Source organism: Lacrimispora struthionigena (assembly GCF_048627165.1).
Classification (GTDB): Bacteria; Bacillota; Clostridia; order Lachnospirales; family Lachnospiraceae; genus Lacrimispora.
In genome coordinates, this window is the sequence record NZ_JBMBWP010000002.1 from 1,039,776 (window position 1) to 1,065,887 (window position 26,112).

The following is a 26,112-nucleotide window of genomic DNA, read 5'->3' on the forward strand; positions in this document are numbered from 1 at the left end:
TCATTTTAGTCAAGGGAAAATAGTTTTTCATATCCGATTATTGAGGGTTACCATAAACACCAAATTACAGTGGTGGTATTTTATATTTCGTTTCCGGAGGTTGCCAGTCTTCTCCATATAACGCCCTGCACTGCCTTACCCAAAAGAGCAAAAAAGATGCCGCTTGAACCTGGTAGGACCTTGGCGGTAGAAATATTATTTTAAAAGTTATTTTGTTTCATATTATGAACGTACCTGTTTCTCACTGCCAGATCTACAAATGCTTTTGTAAATAAATGCTGTAAGCTTGAAGTTTTTAGTTCAGGTTGATTTGATTATCTTTTTTCTTTAATTGTTCTGCGAATTCTGCTAAGCGATACAGGTGTAATACCTAAATATGATGCTATATATGCCTGATTCACTTGTTTTTCCAGTTCGGGGTACATACGCTTGAAATCAATGTATCGCTCAGTAGCGCTTTCAGTTAAGAAACTGCTCTCTCTATATATTTTGTAACGCATGCTTTTTTGCAGCAATTGATTCCATATCTTTATCCAATAAATATCCTCGCTTGCGAACCTTTTGAATTTTTTCCATTCTACCGAGAAAAACTCGCAATCTTCTAATGCTTCAACCGCATAGGGTTGGCGTTCGTCCAATCCTATGCTGATATTCCCTTTCGTTCCGAAAAATCTTGTAATGTCATTTCCGTTTGCATCGATATAATATAATCTTAATATTCCGGAAATAAGCACATTCATATTACTGTTAATATCCCCTATCTGCGATACTATTTGATTTTTTTCTTTTTTGTAATAGGTCATTTGTTCGAATATTGGCTTAACTTTTTCTTTTAATAATTGTATTTTATTAGCACTTTGGACTATCTCTATTACTTCATCTAATGTTTGCATAAAACCTCATTATCGCTCCCATCCTGCTTTTGTATTTATTCCAGTTTTTTTTGCTTCCTGTTCCAATAATTCCATCTCTTCTTTTGTTAAATTAATTTCGTCAGCCTTGCTTATACTTTCAATCTGATAGACTTTAGTAGCTCCCACTAAAGGTACGGTCCCCTTTTTAATTGCCCAGGCTATTGCTATCTGTGACACGTCAGCATTGTAATTCTTAGCTATATCTTGCATACAGCTGACTAAAGGTTCTATTTTTTTAAGCACCTCAGCCGGATATGCATCAGACCTTCTTGTTCCAGAATTAAACGGATTGATAGCATTATATTTGCCTGTCAAGGTGCCTTGCTCCAAAACCATATAAGAAAAAAAACAAGTATGATTCCTTTTACACCAATCTAGTATGCCTTCCTCTTCAGACTTTCTATAAAGAAGGCTGTAGTGATTCTGAACTGCGTCTAAATGTATGCCGTATGATTCAAGGATTCCAGAGGCTTGCTGAACTTGTTTTAAATTATGATTCGATACACCAATATGCTTTACTTTACCGGATTTGAATAATTGAGCCGCTTGTTTTGTCCATTTTTCAATATTTGACGCATTATGTATCCAATAGATCGTAATACTTTCTCGGTTTAGCCGATCTATGCTTTTATTAAAAGATTTTATCATTTCTTTTTTGTTCTGTATACCAAACGGCGTAAATTTTGTTGAAACGTCAATATTTTTATATTGTTCAATACATTTTCCTAAAATCGTTTCAGATGCTCCCATACCGTATACTGCAGCCGTATCCCACAAGGTCAAACCTTTTTCTACACCGTTTTTGAAAACGGGATATAATTCATCAAAGCCATATGAATTACCGAAAACTTTATCCCCACCATTAATTCCCGTACCCCATGACCATGTTCCAATTGCTATGGGGGGTATTCTATCATTTCCTAATTCTACTGTTCTCATTTTAACAACCTCCTTTTCCACATTCTATCTTTTTTATAGGAGTTTGTAATTAACAAATGATAATTTACAACATTTCTCCTACATTCCAAGTATCTGCCAGGGTATCTTTACATATAGTAGGTAAAAAGTTTTTAGCAGAGTTATTCATTTTGAATTTAATTAAAAAACCGCCACAAAATATGTGACGGAATTGTAAATTTATTCTCTTTTTCTATACTTACTATACCACAAAATGGACAAAATTTCAAGTCTTGTACTTGGTGTGCCGAGGGTGTATTAAGTATATAGGAGGTGATTTATAATGGAACAAAAAAGTATGACTGCACTGGTAAGTGCATTTTCAAGAGCATATCATTCATTAAATAACGAGGTCACAATTTTTAATGACAGCGTTGCAAGGCAACTATTAACTGATGAGGAATACCGCCAAATAGCAAAAAATATGTCAGACGGCATTGGATTTTTTAATCCCTTATTCGTAGGAGAACCAGAGCAAGCACTGAGATATATTGTGGATAACCAATTATCCCCATCGCCACTTGGAAGGGCTGCTTTTGCAGAAAAGTCTCTTGAACAAGCTGTTCAAGTTGGTGCAAAGCAGTATATGATTTTTGGTGCTGGATATGATACCTTTGCGTATCGTCAGCCATCTTGGGCAGACACATTGGAAATTTTCGAAATAGACCAGCCAGCTACAGCAAGGGATAAACAAGAACGCTTGAAAAACGCCAATCTTGTAATTCCTAATAATGTCCACTATATTGAAGCGGATTTTACAAAAGAAGCATGGGAAGATGCATTGCTGAATCACGAGGCATTTGATAGTAATAAAATAAGCTGCAGCACAATTCTCGGAGTTACATATTATCTTTCAAAGCAAACTTTTGAGACTTTGATTTCTGCCATCAGTAATCTTTTCCCAAAAGGAAGCTCAATCATATTTGATTACCCGGACGAGAAGAATTATACCGAAAAAGCAGGAGAACGAGCAAAAAAACTATCCATGTTGGCAAGTGCTGCAAACGAAAAAATGTTGGCAAGCTATTCCCATTGTGATATGGAATTCTTACTTTCCGCCCATGATTTTCTGATATATGAACACTTAACTCCACAGGAAATGACGAAGGGATACTTTGAGACTTATAATAAGGCAAATTCATTGCATAGGATGACTGCTTTCGATAACGTCAATTATTGCCTTGCGATTAGGAAATGAGTACACCTTATACCAAAAACCTATTCCATCAACTATAGAAATTTTGACTTGTTACAAGATTGAGCCGTAGCATCACTTTCATGCCTGCGGCTTATAATTTAATGGAGATAATGGGACTCGAACCCACAACCTCTTGAAGCCATTCAAGCGCTCCCCCAACTGAACTATATCCCCATATGCCAGAAACCACTTTATCTATGCAGTTTTCTATTTTCTTCTTTTCTAAAACTTCTTCTTTTTCATGGGGGGGCGATTACCGGACAACTCACACTCCCATCTAAGTTATACCCTAGTCTTTTTTCCTCTTTTAATAGCAATCTATAAGGATTATACCTTTAACTCCCCTATGTCATCCGTGGAAGAGCCAAAAACCACTATATCTTGTGGTCTAACCCCTTCTTTTCTTGTCCAAACCACAATACGTCATCATTATCACCGCTTCAACATGGTTTGTCCAGGGAAACATATCCACTCCCCACGCCTTCTTCGCCTCATAACCCTTTTTCTTAAAATACTCCAAATCCCGAGCCAGTGTCTCCGGCCCGCAAGACACATACACCACTTTATCCGGCCGCATTTTAGATACAGCGTCAATAAACTCCTCAGTGCTTCCGCTTCTTGGGGGATCCATAAACACCACGTCCACATGCTCTCCGGATTCTGCCATATTGACCATGAATTTTCCTGCATCATTACAATAAAAGCTTGCATTCTTTATATGATTCAATTTTGCATTTTCAATTGCATCACGTACTGCATCTTTATTCAATTCCACGCCAATCACTTCTTTTACATGGCTGCTGGCAACAATTCCGATTGTACCGATTCCACAATAAGCATCAATAATTCTTTCTTTTCCAGTCAGCCCCGCCGCTTCAATGGCCTTCTTATAAAGAACCTCTGTCTGCACTGGATTTACCTGATAAAAGGATTTGGAGGATATGCGGAAACGGCATTCGCAGAGAACATCTTCTATATAGCCCTTGCCATAGAGTACATTCTCCTTATCTCCAAGCACCATGCTGGTTCCCCTGTTGTTTAAATTTTGTATCACTGTGGTAATTTCCGGATGGCGTTCTCTCAGTGCCTTAATAAAATTGTTTTTTGATGGAAATACCGGGGAAGCTGTTACAAGCACAACCATAATCTCACCAGTCGTAAAACCCCGGCGGATCAAAACATGGCGCAGCAGACCATATCCTGTATCCTCATCGTAAGTACGGATTTTAAAGGATTTGAGCATTCCCCTGATAGTTCCGATAATCTCATCTGATTTCTGATCCTCAATGAGGCAGCTTTCCACAGGAACAACAATATGAGAATTGGCTTCATAAACACCAGAAATAGGATTTCCCTTTCTGTCATGGTCAAATACGGCATGTACCTTATTGCGATAATGATAAGGATCACTCATCCCAATCATAGATTCCAGACGGCAGAAGGGCTTTAATAGCGTTTCAAGATCTTTTTGTTTCTGCTCCAGCTGTTTCTTATAAGGCAGATGAAGGAGCTGACAGCTTCCACATCTTCTATAAACAGGACACTGAGACGAATTTCCCTGGCCACGTTCTTTGTGGAATTTATTACCTGGTCTCTCATCATTTCTTATCTTATCATTTTGAGTCTTATCATTCCGAGTTTTATCATTTCGAGTCTTTCCATCTTGTCTCTTATCACTTTGTTGGGTTCTGGAAAATGTTTTTTCATTCTGCACTTTTCCATTCTGCCCCTTCCCATTCTCTCCCTTCCGGTTATACATCTTCTCACTCCGAGTCTCCACTCTTGGTTTCTTCCCGCTTATGGCTTTTCCTCCTTGTGTCCCCACTCTCCCCTTATTATCACTTGCAAACTCTTTCTTCTCGGTTTTTGCCGCAGGCTTTTTACCTTCTATACGAAACTTTTCTTTCTTCAAACGATTATCTATCATTTCATTAATCCGCCTTTTCTTCTCTGTTATCAAAAGCTATTATAGTATATTCTTCCCCATAAAACCACCGAATTCCGTTGTTTATTGAAAAACTATTGCATTTTTGCCATCGGCGTTTATAATAATTCAAAAAGAGAAAAGGAAGAATTGACAAATGACTGATGCAGACAACAGCTTCTATATAGATAAAACACTTTATAATGGACGTCCCGCATATTCTTTGGACCGATTGGAAAAGGAGACTCGCACCTATGATCTCTTAGACCGGCTTGAAATCCCTTATCAACGTCTTGACCACCAACCGCTTCCCACCATTGATGCCTGCCGAGAAGTCGATACCCTGTTAAACATTGATATCTGCAAAAACTTATTTCTCTGCAATGCAAAAAAAACGGAATTTTATTTGCTCCTGCTGCCAGGAAAAAAGAAATTCCGTACTGCCTGCCTTTCTAAACAAATCGGCTCTTCCAGGCTTTCATTCGCTGATCCGGAGTTTATGATTCAGTTTCTTGATATCACACCTGGCTCTGTTTCTGTTCTTGGACTCATGAATGATAAAGACAACAAAGTTCAGCTCCTTATTGACAAAGATGTGCTCTCCTTTGAGTTCTTCGGATGCCATCCCTGCATCAATACCAGCAGCCTGAAAATGAAAACAGCCGACTTAATTGACCGGATACTTCCTGCCATAAACCACAATTATATTCTGGTGGATCTTCCTGATGAACCGGATTCTACAACGCATTGAAAAACTAAAAAAGGGCAGGATTACTATCTCCTGCCTGATCTTTATTTATCTTAATATATCTTACTTTACCTGCCAGATATTGTCATGATAAGAGGCAATCCGGTTCTTGCCTGCCTGCTTGGCATAATACATGGCACGGTCCGCCTGTGAAAAAAGCCTCTGGTAGTTCTCTTCCTTCTTCCCAGTACTGGAAACGATTCCGATGCTGACGGAAAGGCGTCCTTCCCCTTCCGGTACCGATTTCTTTGCCCGCTTTAACAGCTTTTCCGCCCGCTTGTACACATCGGGTTCGGAAGTAAATACTACGAATTCATCGCCGCCGACCCGGCCTACCAGATCCGGCTCCGGGAAAAGATCACAGAGCATTCCGCCGACTTTCATAAGAATGCGGTCTCCTGTGGGGTGGCCGTAGGAATCGTTAATTTCTTTGAAATTATCAATGTCAATCATGCACAGCCAGCTTTCTGAGTCGCCTTTTAACAGCTCATCGACCCGGTATTCGAAAGCTGATTTGTTGTAAACTCCTGTCAATCCGTCTTTTAAAGACTTTAAAAGCAGTTGCTCTTCTCGCGCTTTTGATCCGCTGATATCCTGAAGCTTGCCGATCATCTTAAGCGGAGCCGTCTTTTTGTCTTCCCAGATAGCGGTTAAATTACAGCAGCACCAGTGAAATGGTTCCCCTTTCTTTGACATACTGAATTCGAAGGACCGCATCTCCCCTTCATTGGGTGCATTATCTCTGTGCTTAATAAAAAAGCGCTCAAATGCCTGTAAATTAATTTGGCCTTTTGCATTAGCTGAAAGATACAGCCGCTTCTCTGGATAGGAATACTCGAACAATACAGTGTCAGTAAAAAAACTCATGTTTCCGTACAGCTGCTCTGCCTGGCTGAAGCGGAAAGACTCCTGTATGATTCCCTTACTCTCACTTTCTAATTGTCTTTCTGAATTTCCTGTCATGATACTTCCCCCTGTACCTCACGGAATCCTTTATTACCCGTCTTTTCTATATGTATATCATACATGATAACGCTTTTTACCCGTATATGCAACTTGTTTTTGGAGCATTATTACGCATATAATACGTAATGTCTGGTTAAAATATCCTTTATGATAAACCAAGAGGTGATAATGTTGAATGAACAATTTGTCAGGAACCGAATCACAGAACTCCGCCTGAAGAAAAATATTTCGGAATATCAGATGAGCTTAGATCTGGGGAAGAATAAAAGCTATATTCAAGGTATTTCTTCAGGACGTTCTATGCCATCCATGAAACAGTTTTTCGAAATCTGTGATTATCTTGAACTTACTCCCATTGAGTTTTTTAATACAGAAAAAAAAGAGCAGACTCTTTACAGGGAGGCCGCCGCAATTTTAAATGAATTAAGCCTCGAAGATCTGGAAGCGGTTTTTCCAATTTTACTGCGGCTCAGGGCGAAGACGGACAGAGAAAAACAGGCAGAACCTTAAATCACTAAGGTCCTGCCTGTTTTTTATATTGCTCTGGTCTGCTCTTTCAGCCAGATAGCTTCTTCCTCTGTCAGATGAGGGGCTACCGCATTATAAACTTTTTTATGATAATCATTTAAAAGTGTTTTATCCCGTTCTGTCATCAGTGACGTATCTAGCGCCTCTAAGTCAATTGGTACCATAGTCAGAGGTTCAAATTCCATAAACTGACCGTATTCATTCAATTCTGCTTTTTTACATACAATCATGTTTTCGGTTCTTACTCCGTGGCTTCCCTCGATATAAACTCCAGGTTCATCAGAAGTAATCATACCTTCTTCCAGAACGCAGTTGTCCTGACGCTCGGCAACCATACGCCAGCGGAAACCATTGGGACGCTCATGAACATTGAGAAGATATCCAACTCCATGCCCTGTACCGTGGTCAAAGTTGATTCCACGGCTCCAGAATGGTTCTCTGGCAACATAGTCAAGTGTCAGACCTCTGCAACCATACAGGAACTTTACAGCTGCCAGACGGAGCATGCTGATGACTGTAAGGGTAAAATGCTCCCGTTCCCCATCGGTAAGGGGGCCTACCGCTATGGTTCTTGTTACGTCAGTGGTTCCCTCATAGTACTGACCGCCGGAATCCACCAGGTAAAGTCCTCTTGGTTCAATGGCAGCATTGCTTTCTGAGGTTGCCTTATAATGACACATGGCGGCATTGGATCCATAAGCTGAGATGGTGTCAAAGCTGATTCCTAAATTACCTTCCTGCTCAGAACGAAGCTTATCTAAGTATTCCTGAGCACTGATCTCGGTGATTTCCTGCTTACCAACATTCTGCTTCAGCCAGTAAATAAATTTCACCATGGCTGTTCCGTCTTTTATATGACCCTTTTTCATATTTTCCACTTCAACAGGGTTTTTAATTGCCTTCGCCAGTACAGAAGGATTCATACGATCAATGATCCGGTTGGAAGAATCAATTCCTTTTACAATGGCGTAATTGGTTCTGCCTGTCTCAAGGAGAATTCTCTGATCTCTTAACTGGCTGACAGAAGCATAGATGTCATTATAAGGACGCACCGTTACGGAAAGAACTTTTAAATATGCCTTTACCTGGTCATTTAAGGTTTCTTCATTTATAAACAGGTAGAAACGCTCCATTGTCACCATTGCATAGGAAAGAACAACCGGATTGCAGCTTACGTCATTTCCCCTGATATTCAAAAGCCATACAATATCATCCAGTGAGGTGAGAATATGAGCGGTTGCTTTTTCTTTTTTCATTTCTTCTCTTAAATCACTGATTTTTTCAGCTGCTGATTTACCGGCAAACTTTTCGTCAAGAATCCAGACCGGCTCTTTTGACAATTGGGGACGATGCTTCCAGATCTGATCCACAAGATCCTCTTCATATGCCAGCGTCACATGTTTATCTGCCAGCTTTTCTTCAAAATCCAGTCCCTGACGGCAATTTACAACCCGTCCGTCAAAGCCCAGCTTTCCGCCTTCTGGCAGAACTGCTTCTAAATATTCCAGAATTTCAGGTACTCCCGGATTACCCATCTTTCTCAGTTCTACACCAGTGCCGGAAAGCTGCTTTCCTGCCTGAACAAAATATCTGCCGTCTGTCCACAGACCTGCTTCATCTTTTGTGATTACAGCAGTTCCTGCGGAACCGGTAAAGCCTGTCATAAATTCTCTGGCTTTAAAATATTCACCTACGTATTCTGATTCATGAAAATCAGAGGTTGGAATCATATAAGCGTCCATATGGCGCTCTGCCATTAAGTCTCTTAACTGTTGCAGTCTTTCACTTATCATTGCTTTGCTTCTCCTTTGGTTTCAAAATAATTTTCTATTGCCTCCGTAATGCCCTCGCTATATGTGGGGTGGGCGCGCATGGCCAGCCGGAGCTGTTTGGCCGTTAACCCGTTTGCAATTGCGGTTGCCATCTCACTAATCATATCCGTTGCTCTGGGACAGACAATCTGGGCTCCCACCAGAGTTCCGGAGTATTCCTCAAATACCAGATGAATAAATCCGTTCTGCCTGCTGGTAATAATGGATTTTCCATTGGAACGCATGGAATAACGGCCACATCGCACATTCATATTGTTTGCAATGGCCAATTCTCTGGTAATTCCCACCGATGCGATCTCAGGCTCTGTATAAATGCAGCTGGGAACCACCGGAAGTTTCACAAACATTCCGTTTGGTACAACGCTAAGGCGGATGGTATGTTCGATCCCTGCGATCTTTTCCACTACATAAGTTCCCTGTGCAGCAGCAACGTGAGCCAGCAAAATATCTGATGCCACATCTCCGATGGCATAAATTCCGGGCTCACTGGTCTGAAATTCTGAATTTACTTTTAAACGGCCATTCTCCACCTCTAAGCTTACATCTTCTCCCAGAAGTTCGTCAATGCAGGGAATCCGCCCTGCTGCTATCAATATCTGGCTGGTACGAATGGTCTGTTCCTGCCCGTTCATTTCAAAGACACAGGCAAGTCCGTGTTCTTCCTCTTCTTTAATTTCCTTAACATTTGCCAGGCAGTGAACCGTAATTCCTCTCTGCTTCAGCTCTTCTTCCAGTGCCTGTGACACTTCTAAATCCATGGGTCCCAATAGATGGTCTTTCTGTTCAAGAATTGTTACATTGGAACAAAGCGCGCTGAAAATGGTGGCAAACTCCACTCCGATCACACCTCCCCCAATCACGAGAAGGCGGTCATAATTCCAGGTATCTGAAGCAAGCAGCCTCTCACTGGTTAACACTCCCGGCAAATCCACTCCCGGGATATCGGGTATGGCACATTTTGCTCCTGTGGCTATTATGAGATGATCTGCAGAATAAAAATCTTTTCCTTCCGGACCACTCACTTCCACCGTTTTATTTCTACGTATCACAGCCGTACCGGTGATGACTGTAATATTCTCAGCTTCAATCAAATCTGAAATGCCTCTTCGGTATGATTTCACCGAGTTTTTTTTGTAATGCTGCATCTTCTTAAAATCAAAGGAAATAAAATCCGTAGATACACCAAATTCATCGCAGTTTTGAAGCTCTTTAAATTTGCTGGCGGCATGGAGAAGGGATTTTGTTGGAATGCAACCTTTATTCACACAGGTTCCTCCAAGCTTTTCTTTTTCCACAATGGCCGTCTTTAACCCCAAAGAAGCAGCCTTTAACGCGGCAGTATAACCGCCCGGCCCTCCTCCAATGATAATGATGTCATAATGTATTGCCATGAAACCTCCTACTGCCGGATCAGTCCAAAATGAAGGCAGGCATTCTTAATTCCATCCTGATCGATGGCATCTGTAATATAATCTGCTGCCCGCTTCAGCTCATCCATGGCATTGCCCATTGCAATTCCGATTCCTGCAGCCTTCACAATATCATAATCATTCATGCTGTCCCCAAATGCAATCGTCTGGGAAAGAGGAATCTTATAAAAGTCGCAAAGTCTTGCAAGCCCTACCGCCTTAGATGCCTTTCGCTCTACTACATCTGCCCCTTTCTTGTCCGCAAACATATGAACGTGGATTTCCGGGAACTCCTCTTCCATGGTTCTTGCACCAGCTTCGTCTCCGATATAAGCCATGGTTCTTACATCAAGATGTACCAGCTTATCGGCATCTGCAAAATTTCTTCTGCATTCTCCCCATAGCTTCCTGTCATGCTCTGCAACTGTCTCCGGGTTTACATAATAGTCATATTCCCCTACCGTGGTGCCAACACTGTATGGTGTGGTCTTTGCATAGGCCAGAATCTGCTTTAAAAGATTTTTATCAAAGAAATGTTCATAAATTACGGTCTCTCCCACAGTGACCTTGGTTCCATTGAGGTGAATAATTGCATCCGGCCGAATCTGATCCCTTATTGCAGTACTGAATATGGAATCCATGTCTCTTCCAGTTGCCACCACTATGGTATAATTCTCCCTCAGTTTTTCGATTGTCTCCATCGCACTTGCCGGAATCGACCAGTCTTTATGATCAAGCAGCGTCATATCTATATCAAAGCTTACGATTGGTTTCATCTATTTTCACCTTTTTTTCTTCCTGATTAGTCTTGTCTATTCCATCATATATTAAATTTTGAAATATTTCAACAAATATACTTTACCAATTGGAAATTTTCTGCTATAATGTCTGAGTGTCAGGAAACGGAGTATGGCGTAGCTTGGTAGCGCGCTCGGCTGGGGGCCGAGAGGTCGCAGGTTCAAATCCTGTTACTCCGATTGACGATTGCAATATTAGTACCGGATTTCCCATTAGATAGGAAACCGGTGCTTTTGGTTTACCGATAAATGTATGGAGACATAGCTCAGCTGGGAGAGCATTTGCTTGACGTGTAAAGGGTCGCAGGTTCGAATCCTGTTGTCTCCATTAAATATGAACCCTGGTAAATACAAGGATTCCTTGTGTTTACTGGGGTTTTTGTGTTTTAAACCTTACAGTAAACTACCTAATAAAGCACGGATATACCCATAAATACAACACGATATCACACGAAATATCACACGAAATCACATTATGGAAATGATATAATTCACTACATTAAAGGCGGATCCATGTATTTGGATTTCCGCCTTTTGTAATGTAGAATCTCTCAGAGTCCTAAAAAGCCTAATTAACTTGGTAATATGTGGATTCGCTTGACATTTCGAACAAACGTTCTTATGATTATCTCCAGGATGTGATCATAAATGAAAGCAAAATGTGAGTTTGAACCAGTCTTAAATAAGTGTCCCTACTTTGTCCAGTGGAACAGGAGTGTAACTCTGATAATAGCTGTTGTGGGTTTTACAGAATACCCAGTACAGAAAGTATCCCTCAGTATTTTAGGCAGCCATGCTGGTACGAGCAATACTATAAAAAGCGATAATATAAGGCGGGTCCGGAATACCGGATACCCGCCTTATATTAACTATTCTCTTACTCTTACATATACACGGCCAATTATATTACCGTCTGTATCTTTTGCACTGATTAAAACCAATCCTTTGCTCAGTGCTGTGACTTTTCCTTTTGTAGTTACATTGGCTATTGATGAATCCATAGGAGCCCAAGTGATATTTGCTGTGTTAGTAAAATCATCTGCTGTTAGTCTAGCTGTCTCTCCAACTTTTAAATCAATTGCAAGTCTGTAATCGTCTGCGTTCTCTACAACTAATACGTTTATGTAGTCCGTGTAGGAGCCGTCCGCACTCTTAACTGTTATAATAGTATTACCAGGGGCCAGAGCTGTAACGATTCCCTTTTCATTTACTGTGGCAACCGTTGGTTCTGAAGAAGTCCAGGCCATCTGTGTATTAATATTTAAGTCATCATCTACACTTAATCGGAGTGCTTCGGATACCTCTAATACCACTTTTAATTTAGAGTCGGATGCAGGAGGTGTTTGAGATGCCTCTGGAGTAGCCGAGGCTTCATTAGAATTACCACTTTCCCTGCCATCGACGATTGCAGTTATAATATAATAGTATGTAGTTCCATTTGTGACATCAGTATCTGTATATGAAGTTTCTGTTATATCGGTTGCAATGGTTGTATATGGACCTCCGGCAGTTGTGGATCGCTTAACGGTATAACTTGTCGCGTCGGTTATTGCGTCCCAAACTAAGTTTACTTTGGAATCTCCACCGGTAGCCTTTAATTGGTTATCCGAACTAATAGTTACAGTATAGCCTTCCATTGAAGATGAATTTAAACCACCAATAGCGTAAATTTTTCCATTTATTTCTTCTGATTGGAAATAACTCCGTTCTGCAGCCATAGGTGCTAACGCCGTCCATGCATTAGTTGTTGGATCATATACCTCTGCTGAAGATAAATTTCCCCTGCCACTATTTCCACCAATTGCATATATTTTCCCATCAATTACCTCTGATTGTAAATAACCCCGTCCTGCAACCATAGGTGCTAATGTCGTCCATTTATTAGTTGTTGGATCATATACCTCTGCTGAAGATATACCATAATTGATTCTAATTCCACCAATTGCATATATCTTTCCATTAATTACTTCTGTTTGAAATAAAGCTCTGTATTCAGACATATTAGCTAATCTTGTCCATTTATTAGTTGTTGGATTATATACCTCTGCTGAATTGCTGCCATTACCATTACCTCCACCCATTGCATATAACTTCCCGTCAATTACCTCTGTTTGAAAATTTTTTCGGGCTTCAGACATAGGTGCTAATCTTGTCCATTTATTAGTTGTTGGATCATATACCTCTGCTGTCGATAGAACTCTATTATCATTATATCCACCAATTGCATATAACTTTCCGTCAATTACTTTTGTTTGAAAATCAATTCTGGCTTCAGACATATTAGCTAATGTCGTCCAACTATTAGTTGTTGGATCATATACCTCTGCTGAAGATAAATTTCCCCTGCCATTATTTCCACCAATTGCATATATCTTCCCGTCAATTACCTCTGTTTGAAAACGATACCTAGTTTCAGACATAGGTGCTAATGTTGTCCAACTATTAGTTGTTGGATCATATACCTCCGCTGTCGAACCGCCACCAGATCCACCAATTGCATAAATTTTTTCATCAATTACTTCTGTTTGAAAATAATACCTAGTTTTTGACATAGGAGCTAAGGTAGTCCATCCCATTTTAACATTATCAGTTTCTGGATTAACTTCATCAGCAAATACAGTAACCTGCCCTAAAAATAATACACAAAGTATAAAACAAATGCACGTTGCCAATCTTTGCAATACTTTCTTACTCATACATGTACCTCCAAAATTTATCTTTTGTAATTATTGTTGTTAAAAACATTCTAAATCAATAAATAAAGTTACAGAAAAGAAAGCCATCTGAGTTTAAATGATGGCCTATAAATTTTTAATATAATCGATTATAGTATTCTGGGATTTCAGCACTTGATTTATGTTTTAGAATGCATTTATATTATCATCTTGTATCGATCTGGGCAATTGGTAACCTTGCCAAACAAATATAGCACTATTTCACTAATCTCAAAATTTTCCAATGTACTGCACCCCTTCCAGATCGGATACATACAGTGCACCAGGATTGCAGTTGAACCAGTATTTTGATCCATCAACAGAGCAACGGCCGGTTGCCTGATTGACAAAGGATTCCGGCATCAGCGCTACTTCATCAAAGAAGACACCGGCCAGCGTGATACCCTGAATGAGATCCTGGGATCGTTCGTCCTTTCCACCAAATATATAAAAGTAGTTTGTAACCTTTCCCCTGCTGATCTCCACCAGGTTGTCAGATCTGTGATCCACCACGTGATATCCACGGCTCTTAAGCATCAGCTTTAACCAGAAGAGAACGTTTCTCCGGAAGGATCCAATCGTCTTACCGCACATGGCGAAGTTCTGACCTTTAAACCGCTGCATTGCCCACATGATGAAAGACAATGACATACAGACCGTCTTTCCTGATCGGATCGCACCGTCTGCTATGATCCCATCTTTATCCTTGACCGGAGAGGTATCGCACCACCATGTAAGAACCTTCTTCTGCTTGAGAGAAAACGGCTGAAACTTAAACACCTGCAGTTTAGTAGATAGGCTGCACTTTTGTTTTAGCTTCTCAATCCTGGCTTTAAGTGCCTGTATTCTTTCATTCATCAGTATCACCCCAAATCTCGGCAGCTACGCTGTTCATGGCATCCATATAGCCATCGTCTTCAAGATCCTGATCTGACGGATTCCGCTTCAAAGCTTCCAGTTCAACCTTCATGATCTCCAGTTCCAGACGGGCATCATCAAAGCCATACCGGTGCAGGGAGTCAATGGCTTTCTGCTTCCTGGCCTGGACCCTGGTGAGAGCATCTTCTACCGCTTGGATCTGTCCCAAGGCTCCAGTGTACTTGTGGAGTCTTCTTCTGTGCTGGACTTAAACTTAACAGCGGTCATGCCTGGAGCTTTACTTTCTACCTGATCGGCAGCTGACTGTTTTATATCCTCAATCCGTTTGAGCATTCTCCATTCACGGACTGTGAGAAGTTGGATCTCTTGCAGAAGAAGCTGCTCCTTGTCAAGCTGAACCAAACTTATAAACTTCTTCTCATCTTCCTCCAGGGCATCAAAAAAGAGAGTTTCGAACTCTCCCGTTTTAACCGAATTCTTATTCTCTTTTGGGGCTCCACCATCATTACCGAGGGCATTCTTATTTCTATTGGTTGTCCCTTCCTATGCGAACGCTCACTATTTTTATCCGAACGTTCGTTATCCCATTTATGAGTAGACTTCCAACGCCTGACAGTCCCCTCCGGGAGATTTAGTTGACTTGCAATCTTAACTAATTTCATACCTTTTAGATATAAGGCCTTTGCCTGTTTAATTCTTTCGTCTGGAGCTCTTGCCAAGCCTCACCACCTTACTTGTGTTGTTTTTATATTAAAAAAGAGACGGGGTTGGCCGCCTCTGAAGAGTGTCTATCTTTACTTAAACTATTTGACTTGTATCATAGCTTTTAATCTCAAATGCCTTTAACAAATCATTTATTTCAGAAACCATTCTATCATTCTCTAAACTCAACAACCTTTTGCTCTGTAGAATGATTACCCTGACCAGCTGCTTCCTCCGAAGTAGAGTTAATTTCATCCAATACAATACCATCAACTTCATGAACCCTTAATTCATGTCTAATCTCTCTTGAAATAAGCCTATCCGCTAGTTGTACTAAGTTGTATGATGAATCTTCCAAATCTTTTACTCTATTTGATATAATATTATCTGTTATTTCTCTATTTTGCGAATAAAAAACCTTATCCTCTTTTCTCTTTAAGGCGTATTATCTTTTCATAAATTGAGTTATAACGCTCATTTTCAGTTTTGTATTTTTTATTTTTGCTATACTTATCTGGATTCTTCCACTCATACATTTGTCGTAATTCTATCTTACATTTTTTAATATCTGTCATAATAAATCCCTCCTCTTTTATTTTATACTAAATTTTACCAAAAGAAAACACTCATCGTCCTAAAATCAACAGGCGTTTTCAAAAAGGAGAATACGCATAAATGGAAACCAATTGGAGCAAACGGGAATCGGAACCGTTATCTCCCTTTAAGTAGGGCGTTCTTCCAGTTGAACTATACTCCACCCATGATCAAGCTATTTTACTGCTAAATTACTTTAAATTTCTTGTGTTTACCAGGGTTTTTGTATTTTAAAGATTACGGACCCGTTAGACTTTATTAAACAAAAAAATAAATGAAAACGCTTGACTAATCGAACATACGTTCTTATAATTATCTCCAGGAGGTGATTATAGATGAAGGCAAAATGTGAACTTGAGCCAGTCTTGAACAAATGTCCCCATTTTGATCCAGTGGAGCAGGAATGTAACTCTGATAATAGCTGCTGCGGATTTTATAGGATTCCCAGCGCAGAAAGTATTCCTCAGTATTTTAGACAGCCACGGTGGTATGAACAGTACTATAAAAAACGATAGTACAATGCGGGCTCACAAAACCGGACTCGCCTTTAAATAATTATTTATACTCTGTGACGGAGGTTGTAATTATGAAAATAACACGTTTAGAAGTTATTTCCGAAGAGGTTATTAAACTCTTTTCCGATCAAGATGACTTTATGATGGACTTTCTCGGTACTGATGGTGCTTATTATACCCGTTATAGCAAAAATGAAAATATAAAAATTGTTTGGTTAGCCTACTTGGATGACTTACCAATAGGATGTGTTGCTTATCGAAAAAAATCTGATAATGTGGGTGAAGTTAAACGTATGTTTATAAAGAATGAATATCGCGGACGTGGAATTTCTAAATTATTGCTTAATATGGTAGAGCAATATGCAAAACAGTGTGGTGATAATAAACTACATCTAAGTACGCGTATTACACTTGAGCCAGCTGTTACATCATACAGACATTCTGGATTTTTTGAAACATTTCGCAATGGTCTTTATATAGAGATGGAAAAGAAACTGTGATTACAATTGTTGGAAACTTAATATTGATAGTTAGTAAGATGTGTAGTAGTCTATTCATTAAGATTATTTATATAATGGAACCCATTCCTGGAGCACATGAGATTGGAGAAATAGATATGAAAAAGCATTGGAAGGTTGGTATACTTCTTTTTAACGAGGTTGAATTGCTGGATTTTGCCGGGCCATATGAGGTTTTTTCAATTGCTTCATATCCAAATTGTAAACAGAAGCCTTTTACAGTAAAGACTGTCGCTCAAACAACAGATTTAATCAGCGCTCGAAATGGTCTAAAAGTTCAACCAGATTTTGATTTTAGTAATAGTCCTCATTTTGATATATTAATTGTACCCGGGGGGTATGGAGCAGAAGAAATAGAAATCCAAAATGAAGTTCTAAAAAAATGGATTAAGATCAGAGCGGGTGAATTCGATATTATCGCATCTGTGTGTACAGGCTCATTTTTATTGGCTGAGACTGGATTATTGGATGGGAAAAAAGCAACAACACACTGGCTGGATATAGATAGACTGGAAAGTGAGTATAAGGAAATAAAGGTTCAAAGAGGAGTTAAATATGTTGATGAAAACGATATAATCACATCTGGTGGTATTTCAGCCGGAATCGATATGTCTTTTTATCTTCTTAATAGACTTGTTGGAAGAGAAATTGCCATTACGACGGCTAAAAGAATGGAGTATGATATAGACCTCCATAATATTTAGGGATAATTTTAATTTATCAGTTCCTAATTTAAGACGTTCATAACTTGATCAAATTTGGCTTTGTATAATATTTTACTCTTGTCAGAGAGTTTTTCATAACTCCTTATCAATGTATTTATTACAAATTCGCTACCTTCATTAATATCCAGCTTCTTATTTACATAAGCTAAATATAATAAACTTGGGACATTATCAAAATGAGATATAGCATCTGCTTCTGTAACACATAATTCCTCCAGAGTAACTCTTGAATTCGATATACTCCCCTGTGATTTCTGATACATTGCTGTATAAGTTTAATTTTATCAGGGGAATAGTTAAATTTGTGCAGAATATCCTCAGCCATTTCTGCACCATGAATATGATGATCCTCGTAAAAGCCATAATCTGTTATAGAAGCAATATCATGTAACCATGCAGAAATTAATACAACTTCCTTATCCGCATTACAGCTATCGGCCAGAATTTCAGCATTTTTAACTACAGCCTGGATATGATAATAGCATCCCATTCCAAAATGATTAGTCGGTAATTTACACCTTTGTTCAACTTCTTCACATAAGTAATTTAAAATATCTTCTCGCATATTGACCTCACTTAATACAGCCATAAATTCTTGTATTATTCTCTCCATTTTCTGAAATCATATAGAAAACAATGGAATTCCTCTCAGCACAAGGTTTGCCGGTGTTTCTAGTGATACCTATCTTTTTATTGAATAATAAATACAATGCTGCAATCTATCCTGATAGACCAGATCTTCCTCCCGGTCAATTCGTTTCATACCACATTTCTCCATCACCCGGATACTTGCTTTATTTGTGTCAAAAGTAGCTGTGATAACTTCATTATATCCCCTTACAAATAAATCTTCTATAACCGCTTTTAATACCTCTGTTGCAAAACCATTATTATGATACTTGGGATTAATAACATAACCCAGTTCTATTGTATCCGTGTCCATAGATACATCATTAACCCAGCCGATTAATTGGTTATCCTTATAAATACCAAATTCGTAATGGTCATCTGAATAAGAAAACTTCTGAATTTTCTTAAACAGAGAATACGCTTCTTCTTTTGAATTAAAATCAGGAATAATATAGGTTTTTTTAACAATTTCATTCATTAACAATGCGGCCATATCCCCTTGGTCTCCATCAGAATAAGGTCTTATTACTAATCTTTTTGTTGTAATCATAAAATCCCCCTCAGTTTGCATTCTATTTTCTGATATCAATAGTTCACACCTTATCTACTTTTTTAAGCATCCTTTCATTACAGATTATAGAAATTAATACTAAGTGTCAATATCCAAATTCTAAAGTACGATAAATGCTAAATATTAATTTACTGGCTCAAAATCCAACCACAATAGCCCTGTTTCCCTTTTTTTAAAATCACTTGACCTAAAACATAAATAGTGGTAAATTATACACAATCGTTTATAATTATTCACGCAGACTTTGCCGCCGGGTAAAGTATCACACCAGCGTTCAGATTTCATACCATTAGGCCATTGAAGGTATGATATTCTGGACTTTTTTAATAGGAGGAAATGAAATGGATTTGCAGATTATTGACAGGAAGTTTTCAATATGTAAGCTGAAAGAAATTAGTACTGAGCTTTTAAATCATGACTTTACATTTATCAGTAAGACCGATAACGAATTATCGTTGATATGCGAAACCGATCATATGCCAGAAATAAATCTGACTGCAGAACATGGATGGCGCTGTTTTCGGATTGCAGAGGATGCGTCTTTTGAGAAGTATGGCATGATTGCGTTCTTATCTAAAATTATTGCTGATGAGAAGACCTGCATTTTAGTTGTGGCCACTTATGACACGGATTACATATTTTTAAAAGAAGATCGATTAGAAGACGTCAAAAAAGCCTTGCTGGCAAATGGGTGCCAATTTATCTAATTACCCAGTTCGCCCTACTTAGAAAGAATACATAACAGGCATCCGCATACTATATACCATAAGTAAAACAGATTGGATGCCGGTTATGCAAAAAATATTGGATGAGAATTATTACGATTTTATCATTGATAACTCCATGATACCCAGATATAGTGCCGGAGATAACATCACATTATTAAATGATGCTCATTCATTGCTGCATATCTCCAGAAGTGTGATGGACGTTTGCGATATTGGACGCACTCCCTATTACGCCTTCCCATCAGTTTATACCCTTGCCTCTTCTTCCAGCGATGAAAATTCCCCCAGTAAAACCGTGGAGTACAATACCAATTACAATCTCCTTGGGCAATGTACACTGGTTGGCATTGTAGACACGGGGATTGATTATCAGCATCCGGCTTTCCGAAATGCAGATGGTTCCACCCGCATCGTATCCCTATGGGATCAGACTGATCAGAGCGGGGTATCTCCAAAAGACTTTACCTTTGGTACAGAATACAGCAAGCAGCAGATCAATGCCGCACTGCTTACCAATAATACGCTGTCACTGGTCCCTACAGTTGATACGATCGGCCATGGAACCGCCATAGCCAGTATAATATCAGGCAGTATTGATACCAAAAATTCATTTAGTGGAATTGTTCCCTATAGCGAACTTGTTGTGGTGAAATTAAAAGAGGCAAAGAAAAATCTGAAAAATGTTTTTTTAATACCAGAGGATGAACTGTGTTTCCAGGAATCTGATATTATTCTTGGTATCCGTTATCTGGTTGAAGAAGCAAAAAAAATGGAACGCCCCCTTGTCATTTGTATTGCACTGGGAACCAGCCAGGGAATACATGACGGGCAGAGCGTAATGAGCCAGTATCTGGAAAATCTTCTGCTCTTATCAGGTGTTAATGCTTCCATTGCTGCAGGTGATGAAGGCAATCGTGGCCGACACTTTTTTGGAAACATTGATTCGGCACCCTATAGCACCGAATTTCAGTTAAACATAGGTAATGAAGATAAAAAATTATCCATGGAAATATGGCCCAACATTCCTGGCAGACCGACTATCCAGATTATTTCTCCGGATCGAATGATTACATATAAAATTGAACCTTCCTTTAACGAATGTATAAAATTTGCTTTTGGTCAGGGTCTGGTATGGGTCAATAACATTGTTTTTGAGGAAGAAACCGGGCTGCAGCTGATCTTAATACGCTTTGACCAGGCTGAACCAGGACTTTGGACTTTCCGCCTGGACAGCACAGAAAACCAGCCTTTTTATTTTAATTCCTGGCTTCCGTCTGGTAATCTCATATCGGATTATACCTACTTTATAAATGCAAGTCCTGATACTACCATAACCAATCCAGGAAATTCAATTAATACGCTGACTACCTCCGCCTACAACCAGATTGACGGCACAATATTAGATCAGTCCGGCAGAGGCTATACCAGCAACGGAATGGTTAAACCAGACATTGCAGCTCCCGGTTACCAGATCCCATGCGCACTTCCCCAAAACCGGTACGGAACTATGAGCGGGACAGGAGCTGCGGCTGCCCAGGCGGCAGGAGGAATTGCCATGGTCATGGAATGGACTCTGTGCAAAGGGAATTTTACCTCTATTACCGGAAAACAAATTAACCGCATGATTGCCCGTGGAGCAAAACGCAGCAGCTCCTATCTCTATCCCAATAATGTATGGGGTTACGGACAGTTAGATATTGATGGGTTAATTTCCCGACTGATTAATGTTTTATAACCAGCTTCTCAATAACAATGGTCAGATACCGGAAAAGAGACTCTGCAGCAAAGGAAAAAACAATCAATAATAACACACATATATTAGACATTTCACTTATGGCAAACAGCTGATGAAGAAAGATTCCGCAAAATACCAACCCCAGTATATTAAATATTATAATGCCGTTTTTCAAAGGATTGAGAGGCGCACTGATCTTCGTGAGTATCATAAAGCCAACCACAGACAATAGCATGGTAGACGCAGTAGCGATGTCATTCTTAGGAAGAGAAAATACTTCTCCACAAACAACCAGGGCTCCCACTGCCAGTACGTCTGTCAATCCAGCAGGAAGTGCTTTAATCAGCACATTTTTCAGGAAATGGCCTTTGATGCGGTTTTTATTTGGTTCCAAGGCAAGCAAAAATCCAGGAAAACCTATGGTAAACATACTGATCAGCGATATCTGGGAAGGTTCCAGTGGGTAGGTAAATGAAATTACCAGTGAAAGCAGGGCGAGCAATATGGAGAAGATGTTCTTCACCAAAAATAAGACCGCCGAACGCTGTACGTTATTTACTACTCGTCTACCTTCTATTACTACGCTTGGCATATGAGCAAAATCGGAATCCAGTAAAACCACCTGAGCCGCCTGTGCAGCAGCTTCACTTCCCGATGCCATTGCCACACTGCAATCTGCATCCTTCATTGCAAGAATATCATTTACTCCGTCTCCAGTCATAGCAACCGTATGACCGGCCTTTTGAAGTGCCTGTACCAGTTTTTGTTTCTGTTTTGGCGTAACACGCCCGAATACCGTATATTCTTCTAAAGCACTTGCAAGCTTACTGTCTGTATCCAGAGTCCCTGCATCTATAAACTGATCTGCATGCTCTATTCCTGCACGTCTGGCAACCTCCGATACTGTCTCTGGATTGTCTCCCGATATGACTTTGACGCATACCCCCTGCTCTTTGAAATAAGAAAAGGTCTCTCTTGCATTTTCCCGGATGGGATTTGTTAAAATAATATATCCCAACGGCACTACCTTTTCTGTCAGTCCAGCCTTCAGACTGCTTCCTTCATATTTCCCAAGCAAAAGGACTCTGTGACCATTTTTAATATAAGTGCTGATTTCAGGAAGAATAAGATGATACTCTTCCCCCATTATAAATTCAGGTGCTCCAAGTAAGAAGCTGCCATCTGAAAATGATACTCCGCTGTATTTTGTAGTAGATGAAAATGGAATCACCTCAATGCTTTCCCTTTTTTTTGAATTGGGATCGAATGCTGCGACATACTTCCGGATTGCATGCATTGTTGCATTATCATCGGGAATGGACATAGCATAATCCGTTAAAAGCAGCTCAAGTTCCTCTTTCGTCTTAATCATCTGGGAATTTACTTTGCTTGGGAGTATTTCTAAAACCTCCATACCCGGTTCCGTTATTGTCCCTGTCTTATCAACGCACAGTACGTCTACCCTCGCAAGGGCTTCGATACTTTTCATATCATGGAGAATGACCTGATTTTTTGCTAATCGCATGGTACTTAAAGCGAGGGCTATGGTAGTCAGTAAATAAAGTCCCTCCGGTATCATACCGATAATAGCGGCTACCATGGAAACAATGCTTTTTTGCATGGTTTCATGATTCAGATAATATCCCTGGGAAAATAAAAGGATACCGATGGGGATAATTCCTATACCAATCCATTTTACCAGCTGATTGATGGAGCGGATCATTTCTGACTGCTCTCCGCTTCCCATGGCTTTTGCTTCAGCCGTGAGTTTAGTTATATAGGAGTCATTTCCTACATGTTCCAGCTTTGCATAACATTGCCCGGAAACCACAAAACTTCCTGATAAAAGACTGCTTCCGCTTATCTTTTCAATTTCGTCTGCCTCACCTGTTAAAAGAGCTTCATTGACCTGTATATTACCCTCAATCACAATTGCATCTGCACAAATCTGATTTCCGGCTGACAGTAAGACTATATCGTCTTTTACTAATTGCTGGGACAGGATTTGCTTCTGTACTCCGTTTCTGAACACAATCGAATGGGGGGCGTTAATTAAATTCATCTTATCCAGTATTTGTTTGGCACGAAGTTCCTGTACAATTCCTATTATGATGTTTCCTATAATAACAGGTAAAAATGTCAGGTTGCGGTAGGAAACAACGTAAATCAGCAGTATGGCTATAATTAGAAATATCAGGTTAAAATAGGTCAGTATATTGGACAGAATTATATTTTTAACGGACTTTCCAGTTGAAATGTCGCTCTGATTTACCAGCCCCTGTTCTACTCTTTCATTTACCTCATCTTCCGTAAGTCCTCTCCAGCCAGTGTTTTGCGCATCATTTGTCATATCACTCATCTTACACCTCATAATCATTTTATAAGTTTCTATTGTAACAATAATATCTTAAACAACTGCTAAAACTTTATTAATTATTCTAAAGCAGAATGAAAATTTTTTATTACTATAATTTATATTGACTATTGTTATCTTCTGTGGTATATTAAATTAGTATTTTAATAAAGTTTTGATTTCGCATATATTTGTAAGTCATTATTCTATTGATGATTTACAAGTATATGCGATTTTTAGTTTTAAGCAGAATACACAATAATTTTAAGGAGGTATCTTTTCATGAAAAAAGGTACAGTAAAATGGTTTAATGCACAAAAGGGTTTTGGTTTCATCTGTGACGAAGAAGGCAACGATATTTTCGTTCATTTCTCCGGTCTTGCTATGGAAGGTTTCAAATCTTTAGAAGATGGCCAGTCTGTTGTTTTCGAAACAATCAACGGTAACCGTGGTCTTCAGGCAGTTAACGTTCACGTAGCATAATTTCATACAGATGTACGAATCACGTCTATTTATCCATTTTCTTCAAATACCCATTTGATAAAGTGAATTTGTTAAAGTGAAAATGTACCAACTATCTGTATTTTAAAAAGTCAGAGTAATTTTTATTTATTACAGCTAAGCCAGCAAGGTTTATTTTATATTCCCTGCTGGCTCAAACTAATTTAAATGGCGGGCACGATATAATTCGTATGCCCGCCATTTAAATTTACAGTATTAATCACAGCCACAGTCATCGTGATCGTCATGATGATGATGGCACCGAGGATCATTACAGCCTGCTCTATATCCAGCCCAGTAAGCTCTTCTAACTTCCTCTGAGCAGTCAACTTCATCATCGTCATTGCAGTTACAATTATTATTACAATTGCTATTACAATTGCTATTGCAATTTCTATTACAATTATTATTGCAACCATATCCACAACCCCAGAAGCATCCCATTGTTTACTACCCCCTTTTCGAATTATAATGTATTATATGGTTCTTAAAGACAACATGTGAATGGAGTAGCGCAGGCTTGTCCGGCTTGTTCACACAATAAAAGAACATGCATATATTATTATTACAGAACGAGATATCAAAACATTACCGGGGAGCACAAAAACGAGCGCAAGCCGCCGCAAATCCGCCTTACCAATGTAAAATAACTCATTTTCCGCGCTGTCAGACTTTGTATCTTCGGTTGATAATGAGTTCTGTAAACTGCCCGATCATAAGTATGAAACCTCAGCAGGGCGAAAACCAACGCATCCTGGTTTTCGCCCTTTTCTAATTAATCTGATCTTCGTTTGGTATTCGGTCCCATACCTTCTCTGCGGGAATTATGGGTATGGTTCTGATTCTCAACTTTCCCTTTTTCTTCCCTGTATTGATTGGCTGAATTTGTTTTCTTTGTATCATCCTTAGACATAATTATCACCTCATAATTAATATGTCTGCCAGTTCCATATTTTATGCAAATCTGGTTTTACGCATAAATTATTCCGCCTGGTGCATTCTAATTGTGAGGTGATAATTATGTCATATATAGCTCCTGCGGTCCAGGCAAAATTTGAAACGCTTTCCATTGATTTAAAAAATCAGATCCTGGAACGAAATGTGCAGATCAACAACATTTACGACCTGATCCGCGTTCTGGAAGATATCGTAAATGAGGGGAAATGATCCTTGTGTTAACAGCCATAGGTCTATGAAGACCTGTGGCTGTTTTCATCTGCCCCACAGGCCTAAAAAAGAAATAAGGGCCGAACCACTGAGGAACGACCCATGAAAAAATAAATATTCAATTATCTGCAGCTTCTTAAGAATGAGGAAAGCTGACGAGTATTGCAGGAACTTCCGGTATTGCAGGTCTTGCCTGTACAGGATGCACCTTTCTTGCCAGTTGAAGTATTGCAGTTAGAGCTGTTGGTGTTACATCCATACTTGCTTAACAGACTGTTTAAAGACTGTCCATTGCAGGATGAAGTATAGCAGTTAGAAGAAAAACAGTTAGGCACTGAACTGGAACAGGTTGCTGCCTGTGCTGTAATTGGTGTTCCTGCTACGGTTAATACAGCTGCTGCTGCTAATACAAATGCTGGTAATTTTCTCATGGTAATATCCTCCTTATTTGTTACACAAATGTTACATTTCCTTTACGAAACATATCATAACATACATAAAATGGAA

At 39.4% G+C, this 26,112-nt stretch carries 29 protein-coding genes, 4 tRNA genes and 1 pseudogene; 12 read left to right on the forward strand and 22 right to left on the reverse strand.

Annotation, left to right across the window (positions count from 1 at the left end; translation table 11 throughout):
* Positions 1 to 314 precede the first annotated feature (314 nt).
* Both ACOAOT_RS13845 and ACOAOT_RS13850 read right to left on the reverse strand, forming a co-directional pair.
* Positions 315 to 893 carry a Crp/Fnr family transcriptional regulator gene (locus ACOAOT_RS13845; RefSeq protein WP_420217535.1) on the reverse strand — a complete coding sequence of 193 codons (579 nt, stop codon included), beginning with the start codon at positions 891 to 893 and terminating at the stop codon, positions 315 to 317.
* Between the two features lie 9 nt (positions 894 to 902).
* Complete coding sequence (locus ACOAOT_RS13850) at positions 903 to 1,853, reverse strand: aldo/keto reductase (RefSeq protein WP_420217536.1); 951 nt, start codon at positions 1,851 to 1,853, stop codon at positions 903 to 905.
* Between the two features lie 301 nt (positions 1,854 to 2,154).
* Here ACOAOT_RS13850 and ACOAOT_RS13855 point away from each other — a divergent pair, with 301 nt between their 5' ends.
* Positions 2,155 to 3,069: a class I SAM-dependent methyltransferase gene (locus tag ACOAOT_RS13855; RefSeq protein WP_420217537.1), complete on the forward strand. Its 915-nt coding sequence runs from the start codon at positions 2,155 to 2,157 to the stop codon at positions 3,067 to 3,069.
* Positions 3,070 to 3,171: 102 nt separating this feature from the next.
* On the opposite strand, the gene ACOAOT_RS13860 is transcribed toward ACOAOT_RS13855, so the two are convergent.
* Both ACOAOT_RS13860 and rlmD read right to left on the reverse strand, forming a co-directional pair.
* Positions 3,172 to 3,243 (reverse strand) — tRNA-Pro (locus ACOAOT_RS13860).
* 214 nt (positions 3,244 to 3,457) lie between these two features.
* Complete coding sequence (gene rlmD, locus ACOAOT_RS13865; protein ID WP_420217538.1) at positions 3,458 to 4,996, reverse strand: 23S rRNA (uracil(1939)-C(5))-methyltransferase RlmD; 1,539 nt, start codon at positions 4,994 to 4,996, stop codon at positions 3,458 to 3,460.
* 154 nt (positions 4,997 to 5,150) lie between these two features.
* Between rlmD and ACOAOT_RS13870 the strand changes: the two genes are divergently transcribed.
* Positions 5,151 to 5,744 (forward strand): prolyl-tRNA synthetase associated domain-containing protein, encoded by a 594-nt coding sequence (locus tag ACOAOT_RS13870; RefSeq protein WP_420217539.1) that lies wholly within the window; start codon positions 5,151 to 5,153, stop codon positions 5,742 to 5,744.
* A 60-nt stretch (positions 5,745 to 5,804) separates the two neighbouring features.
* Here the strand turns inward: ACOAOT_RS13870 and ACOAOT_RS13875 are convergent, their stop codons facing one another.
* Positions 5,805 to 6,704, reverse strand: coding sequence for a GGDEF domain-containing protein (locus tag ACOAOT_RS13875; RefSeq protein WP_420217540.1), 900 nt, complete (start codon positions 6,702 to 6,704; stop codon positions 5,805 to 5,807).
* 171 nt (positions 6,705 to 6,875) lie between these two features.
* Between ACOAOT_RS13875 and ACOAOT_RS13880 the strand changes: the two genes are divergently transcribed.
* Entirely contained in the window at positions 6,876 to 7,217 is a 342-nt protein-coding gene (locus ACOAOT_RS13880) for a helix-turn-helix domain-containing protein (RefSeq protein WP_491711669.1), read from the forward strand.
* Between the two features lie 23 nt (positions 7,218 to 7,240).
* Here ACOAOT_RS13880 and ACOAOT_RS13885 read toward each other — a convergent pair whose 3' ends face one another.
* From ACOAOT_RS13885 to ACOAOT_RS13895, 3 genes are read right to left on the reverse strand one after another with little or no spacing between them, the layout of a single operon-like run.
* Complete coding sequence (locus ACOAOT_RS13885) at positions 7,241 to 9,028, reverse strand: aminopeptidase P family protein (RefSeq protein ID WP_420217541.1); 1,788 nt, start codon at positions 9,026 to 9,028, stop codon at positions 7,241 to 7,243.
* Positions 9,025 to 10,458, reverse strand: coding sequence for a dihydrolipoyl dehydrogenase (lpdA, locus tag ACOAOT_RS13890; RefSeq protein ID WP_420217542.1), 1,434 nt, complete (start codon positions 10,456 to 10,458; stop codon positions 9,025 to 9,027). Before lpdA ends, ACOAOT_RS13885 begins: the two co-directional genes overlap by 4 nt.
* 8 nt (positions 10,459 to 10,466) lie before the next feature.
* The gene (locus ACOAOT_RS13895; RefSeq protein ID WP_420217543.1) at positions 10,467 to 11,252 is read right to left on the reverse strand and encodes a Cof-type HAD-IIB family hydrolase; all 786 of its coding nucleotides are present in this window, start codon (positions 11,250 to 11,252) and stop codon (positions 10,467 to 10,469) included.
* Positions 11,253 to 11,379: 127 nt separating this feature from the next.
* Between ACOAOT_RS13895 and ACOAOT_RS13900 the strand changes: the two genes are divergently transcribed.
* A tRNA-Pro gene (locus ACOAOT_RS13900) sits at positions 11,380 to 11,453 on the forward strand.
* Positions 11,454 to 11,528: 75 nt separating this feature from the next.
* Positions 11,529 to 11,601 (forward strand) — tRNA-Val (locus ACOAOT_RS13905).
* A gap of 541 nt (positions 11,602 to 12,142) precedes the next feature.
* Here the strand turns inward: ACOAOT_RS13905 and ACOAOT_RS13910 are convergent.
* The 8 genes and pseudogenes from ACOAOT_RS13910 to ACOAOT_RS13945 form a co-directional block, all read right to left on the reverse strand.
* Positions 12,143 to 13,969 (reverse strand): Kelch repeat-containing protein, encoded by a 1,827-nt coding sequence (locus ACOAOT_RS13910; protein ID WP_420217544.1) that lies wholly within the window; start codon positions 13,967 to 13,969, stop codon positions 12,143 to 12,145.
* A gap of 291 nt (positions 13,970 to 14,260) precedes the next feature.
* Positions 14,261 to 14,845, reverse strand: a pseudogene (locus tag ACOAOT_RS13915) (terminase large subunit domain-containing protein); the annotation flags it as partial.
* On the reverse strand, positions 14,838 to 15,074 hold the full coding sequence (locus ACOAOT_RS13920) for a hypothetical protein (RefSeq protein WP_420217545.1): 237 nt from the start codon (positions 15,072 to 15,074) through the stop codon (positions 14,838 to 14,840). The pseudogene ACOAOT_RS13915 and the gene ACOAOT_RS13920, both read right to left, overlap by 8 nt.
* Positions 15,053 to 15,268 carry a hypothetical protein gene (locus tag ACOAOT_RS13925; protein WP_420217546.1) on the reverse strand — a complete coding sequence of 72 codons (216 nt, stop codon included), beginning with the start codon at positions 15,266 to 15,268 and terminating at the stop codon, positions 15,053 to 15,055. Before ACOAOT_RS13925 ends, ACOAOT_RS13920 begins: the two co-directional genes overlap by 22 nt.
* Positions 15,269 to 15,270: 2 nt before the next feature.
* Positions 15,271 to 15,585: a phage terminase small subunit-related protein gene (locus ACOAOT_RS13930; protein ID WP_420217547.1), complete on the reverse strand. Its 315-nt coding sequence runs from the start codon at positions 15,583 to 15,585 to the stop codon at positions 15,271 to 15,273.
* Positions 15,586 to 15,740: 155 nt separating this feature from the next.
* A complete protein-coding gene (locus tag ACOAOT_RS13935) occupies positions 15,741 to 15,926 on the reverse strand; it encodes a hypothetical protein (RefSeq protein WP_420217548.1) in 186 nt (61 codons plus the stop codon).
* 61 nt (positions 15,927 to 15,987) lie between these two features.
* Positions 15,988 to 16,143 (reverse strand): hypothetical protein, encoded by a 156-nt coding sequence (locus ACOAOT_RS13940; protein ID WP_420217549.1) that lies wholly within the window; start codon positions 16,141 to 16,143, stop codon positions 15,988 to 15,990.
* A gap of 111 nt (positions 16,144 to 16,254) precedes the next feature.
* Positions 16,255 to 16,325 (reverse strand) — tRNA-OTHER (locus ACOAOT_RS13945).
* A gap of 172 nt (positions 16,326 to 16,497) precedes the next feature.
* On the opposite strand from ACOAOT_RS13945, the gene ACOAOT_RS13950 reads away from it, so the two are divergent.
* The 3 genes from ACOAOT_RS13950 (at position 16,498) to ACOAOT_RS13960 (ending at position 17,899) form a co-directional block, all read left to right on the forward strand.
* Positions 16,498 to 16,677, forward strand: coding sequence for a hypothetical protein (locus tag ACOAOT_RS13950; RefSeq protein WP_104436332.1), 180 nt, complete (start codon positions 16,498 to 16,500; stop codon positions 16,675 to 16,677).
* 71 nt (positions 16,678 to 16,748) lie between these two features.
* A complete protein-coding gene (locus tag ACOAOT_RS13955) occupies positions 16,749 to 17,177 on the forward strand; it encodes a GNAT family N-acetyltransferase (RefSeq protein ID WP_420217550.1) in 429 nt (142 codons plus the stop codon).
* Between the two features lie 116 nt (positions 17,178 to 17,293).
* Entirely contained in the window at positions 17,294 to 17,899 is a 606-nt protein-coding gene (locus tag ACOAOT_RS13960; RefSeq protein ID WP_420217551.1) for a DJ-1/PfpI family protein, read from the forward strand.
* 166 nt (positions 17,900 to 18,065) lie between these two features.
* On the opposite strand, the gene ACOAOT_RS13965 is transcribed toward ACOAOT_RS13960, so the two are convergent.
* Both ACOAOT_RS13965 and ACOAOT_RS13970 read right to left on the reverse strand, forming a co-directional pair.
* Complete coding sequence (locus tag ACOAOT_RS13965; RefSeq protein ID WP_420217552.1) at positions 18,066 to 18,485, reverse strand: HD domain-containing protein; 420 nt, start codon at positions 18,483 to 18,485, stop codon at positions 18,066 to 18,068.
* A 117-nt stretch (positions 18,486 to 18,602) separates the two neighbouring features.
* Positions 18,603 to 19,100, reverse strand: a complete 498-nt coding sequence (locus tag ACOAOT_RS13970; RefSeq protein ID WP_420217554.1) for a GNAT family N-acetyltransferase — start codon at positions 19,098 to 19,100, stop codon at positions 18,603 to 18,605.
* A gap of 362 nt (positions 19,101 to 19,462) precedes the next feature.
* On the opposite strand from ACOAOT_RS13970, the gene ACOAOT_RS13975 reads away from it, so the two are divergent.
* Positions 19,463 to 19,828: an ACT domain-containing protein gene (locus ACOAOT_RS13975; RefSeq protein WP_420217555.1), complete on the forward strand. Its 366-nt coding sequence runs from the start codon at positions 19,463 to 19,465 to the stop codon at positions 19,826 to 19,828.
* Positions 19,829 to 19,913: 85 nt separating this feature from the next.
* Positions 19,914 to 21,584 (forward strand): S8 family peptidase, encoded by a 1,671-nt coding sequence (locus ACOAOT_RS13980; protein WP_420217556.1) that lies wholly within the window; start codon positions 19,914 to 19,916, stop codon positions 21,582 to 21,584.
* On the opposite strand, the gene ACOAOT_RS13985 is transcribed toward ACOAOT_RS13980, so the two are convergent.
* Positions 21,571 to 23,943, reverse strand: coding sequence for an HAD-IC family P-type ATPase (locus ACOAOT_RS13985; RefSeq protein WP_420217557.1), 2,373 nt, complete (start codon positions 23,941 to 23,943; stop codon positions 21,571 to 21,573). The two genes, ACOAOT_RS13980 and ACOAOT_RS13985, sit on opposite strands and share 14 nt — an antisense overlap.
* Before the next feature lie 276 nt (positions 23,944 to 24,219).
* Between ACOAOT_RS13985 and ACOAOT_RS13990 the strand changes: the two genes are divergently transcribed.
* Complete coding sequence (locus tag ACOAOT_RS13990) at positions 24,220 to 24,420, forward strand: cold-shock protein (protein WP_104436338.1); 201 nt, start codon at positions 24,220 to 24,222, stop codon at positions 24,418 to 24,420.
* A 182-nt stretch (positions 24,421 to 24,602) separates the two neighbouring features.
* On the opposite strand, the gene ACOAOT_RS13995 is transcribed toward ACOAOT_RS13990, so the two are convergent.
* Together ACOAOT_RS13995 and ACOAOT_RS14000 are read right to left on the reverse strand one after the other, a co-directional pair.
* Positions 24,603 to 24,857 (reverse strand): hypothetical protein, encoded by a 255-nt coding sequence (locus ACOAOT_RS13995; protein ID WP_420217558.1) that lies wholly within the window; start codon positions 24,855 to 24,857, stop codon positions 24,603 to 24,605.
* Between the two features lie 356 nt (positions 24,858 to 25,213).
* Positions 25,214 to 25,351, reverse strand: coding sequence for a hypothetical protein (locus tag ACOAOT_RS14000; protein WP_170072273.1), 138 nt, complete (start codon positions 25,349 to 25,351; stop codon positions 25,214 to 25,216).
* Positions 25,352 to 25,458: 107 nt separating this feature from the next.
* Here ACOAOT_RS14000 and ACOAOT_RS14005 point away from each other — a divergent pair, with 107 nt between their 5' ends.
* A complete protein-coding gene (locus ACOAOT_RS14005; protein WP_314466169.1) occupies positions 25,459 to 25,605 on the forward strand; it encodes a hypothetical protein in 147 nt (48 codons plus the stop codon).
* Positions 25,606 to 25,727: 122 nt separating this feature from the next.
* On the opposite strand, the gene ACOAOT_RS14010 is transcribed toward ACOAOT_RS14005, so the two are convergent.
* Positions 25,728 to 26,036, reverse strand: a complete 309-nt coding sequence (locus tag ACOAOT_RS14010) for a hypothetical protein (RefSeq protein WP_420217559.1) — start codon at positions 26,034 to 26,036, stop codon at positions 25,728 to 25,730.
* Between the last annotated feature and the right edge of the window lie 76 nt (positions 26,037 to 26,112).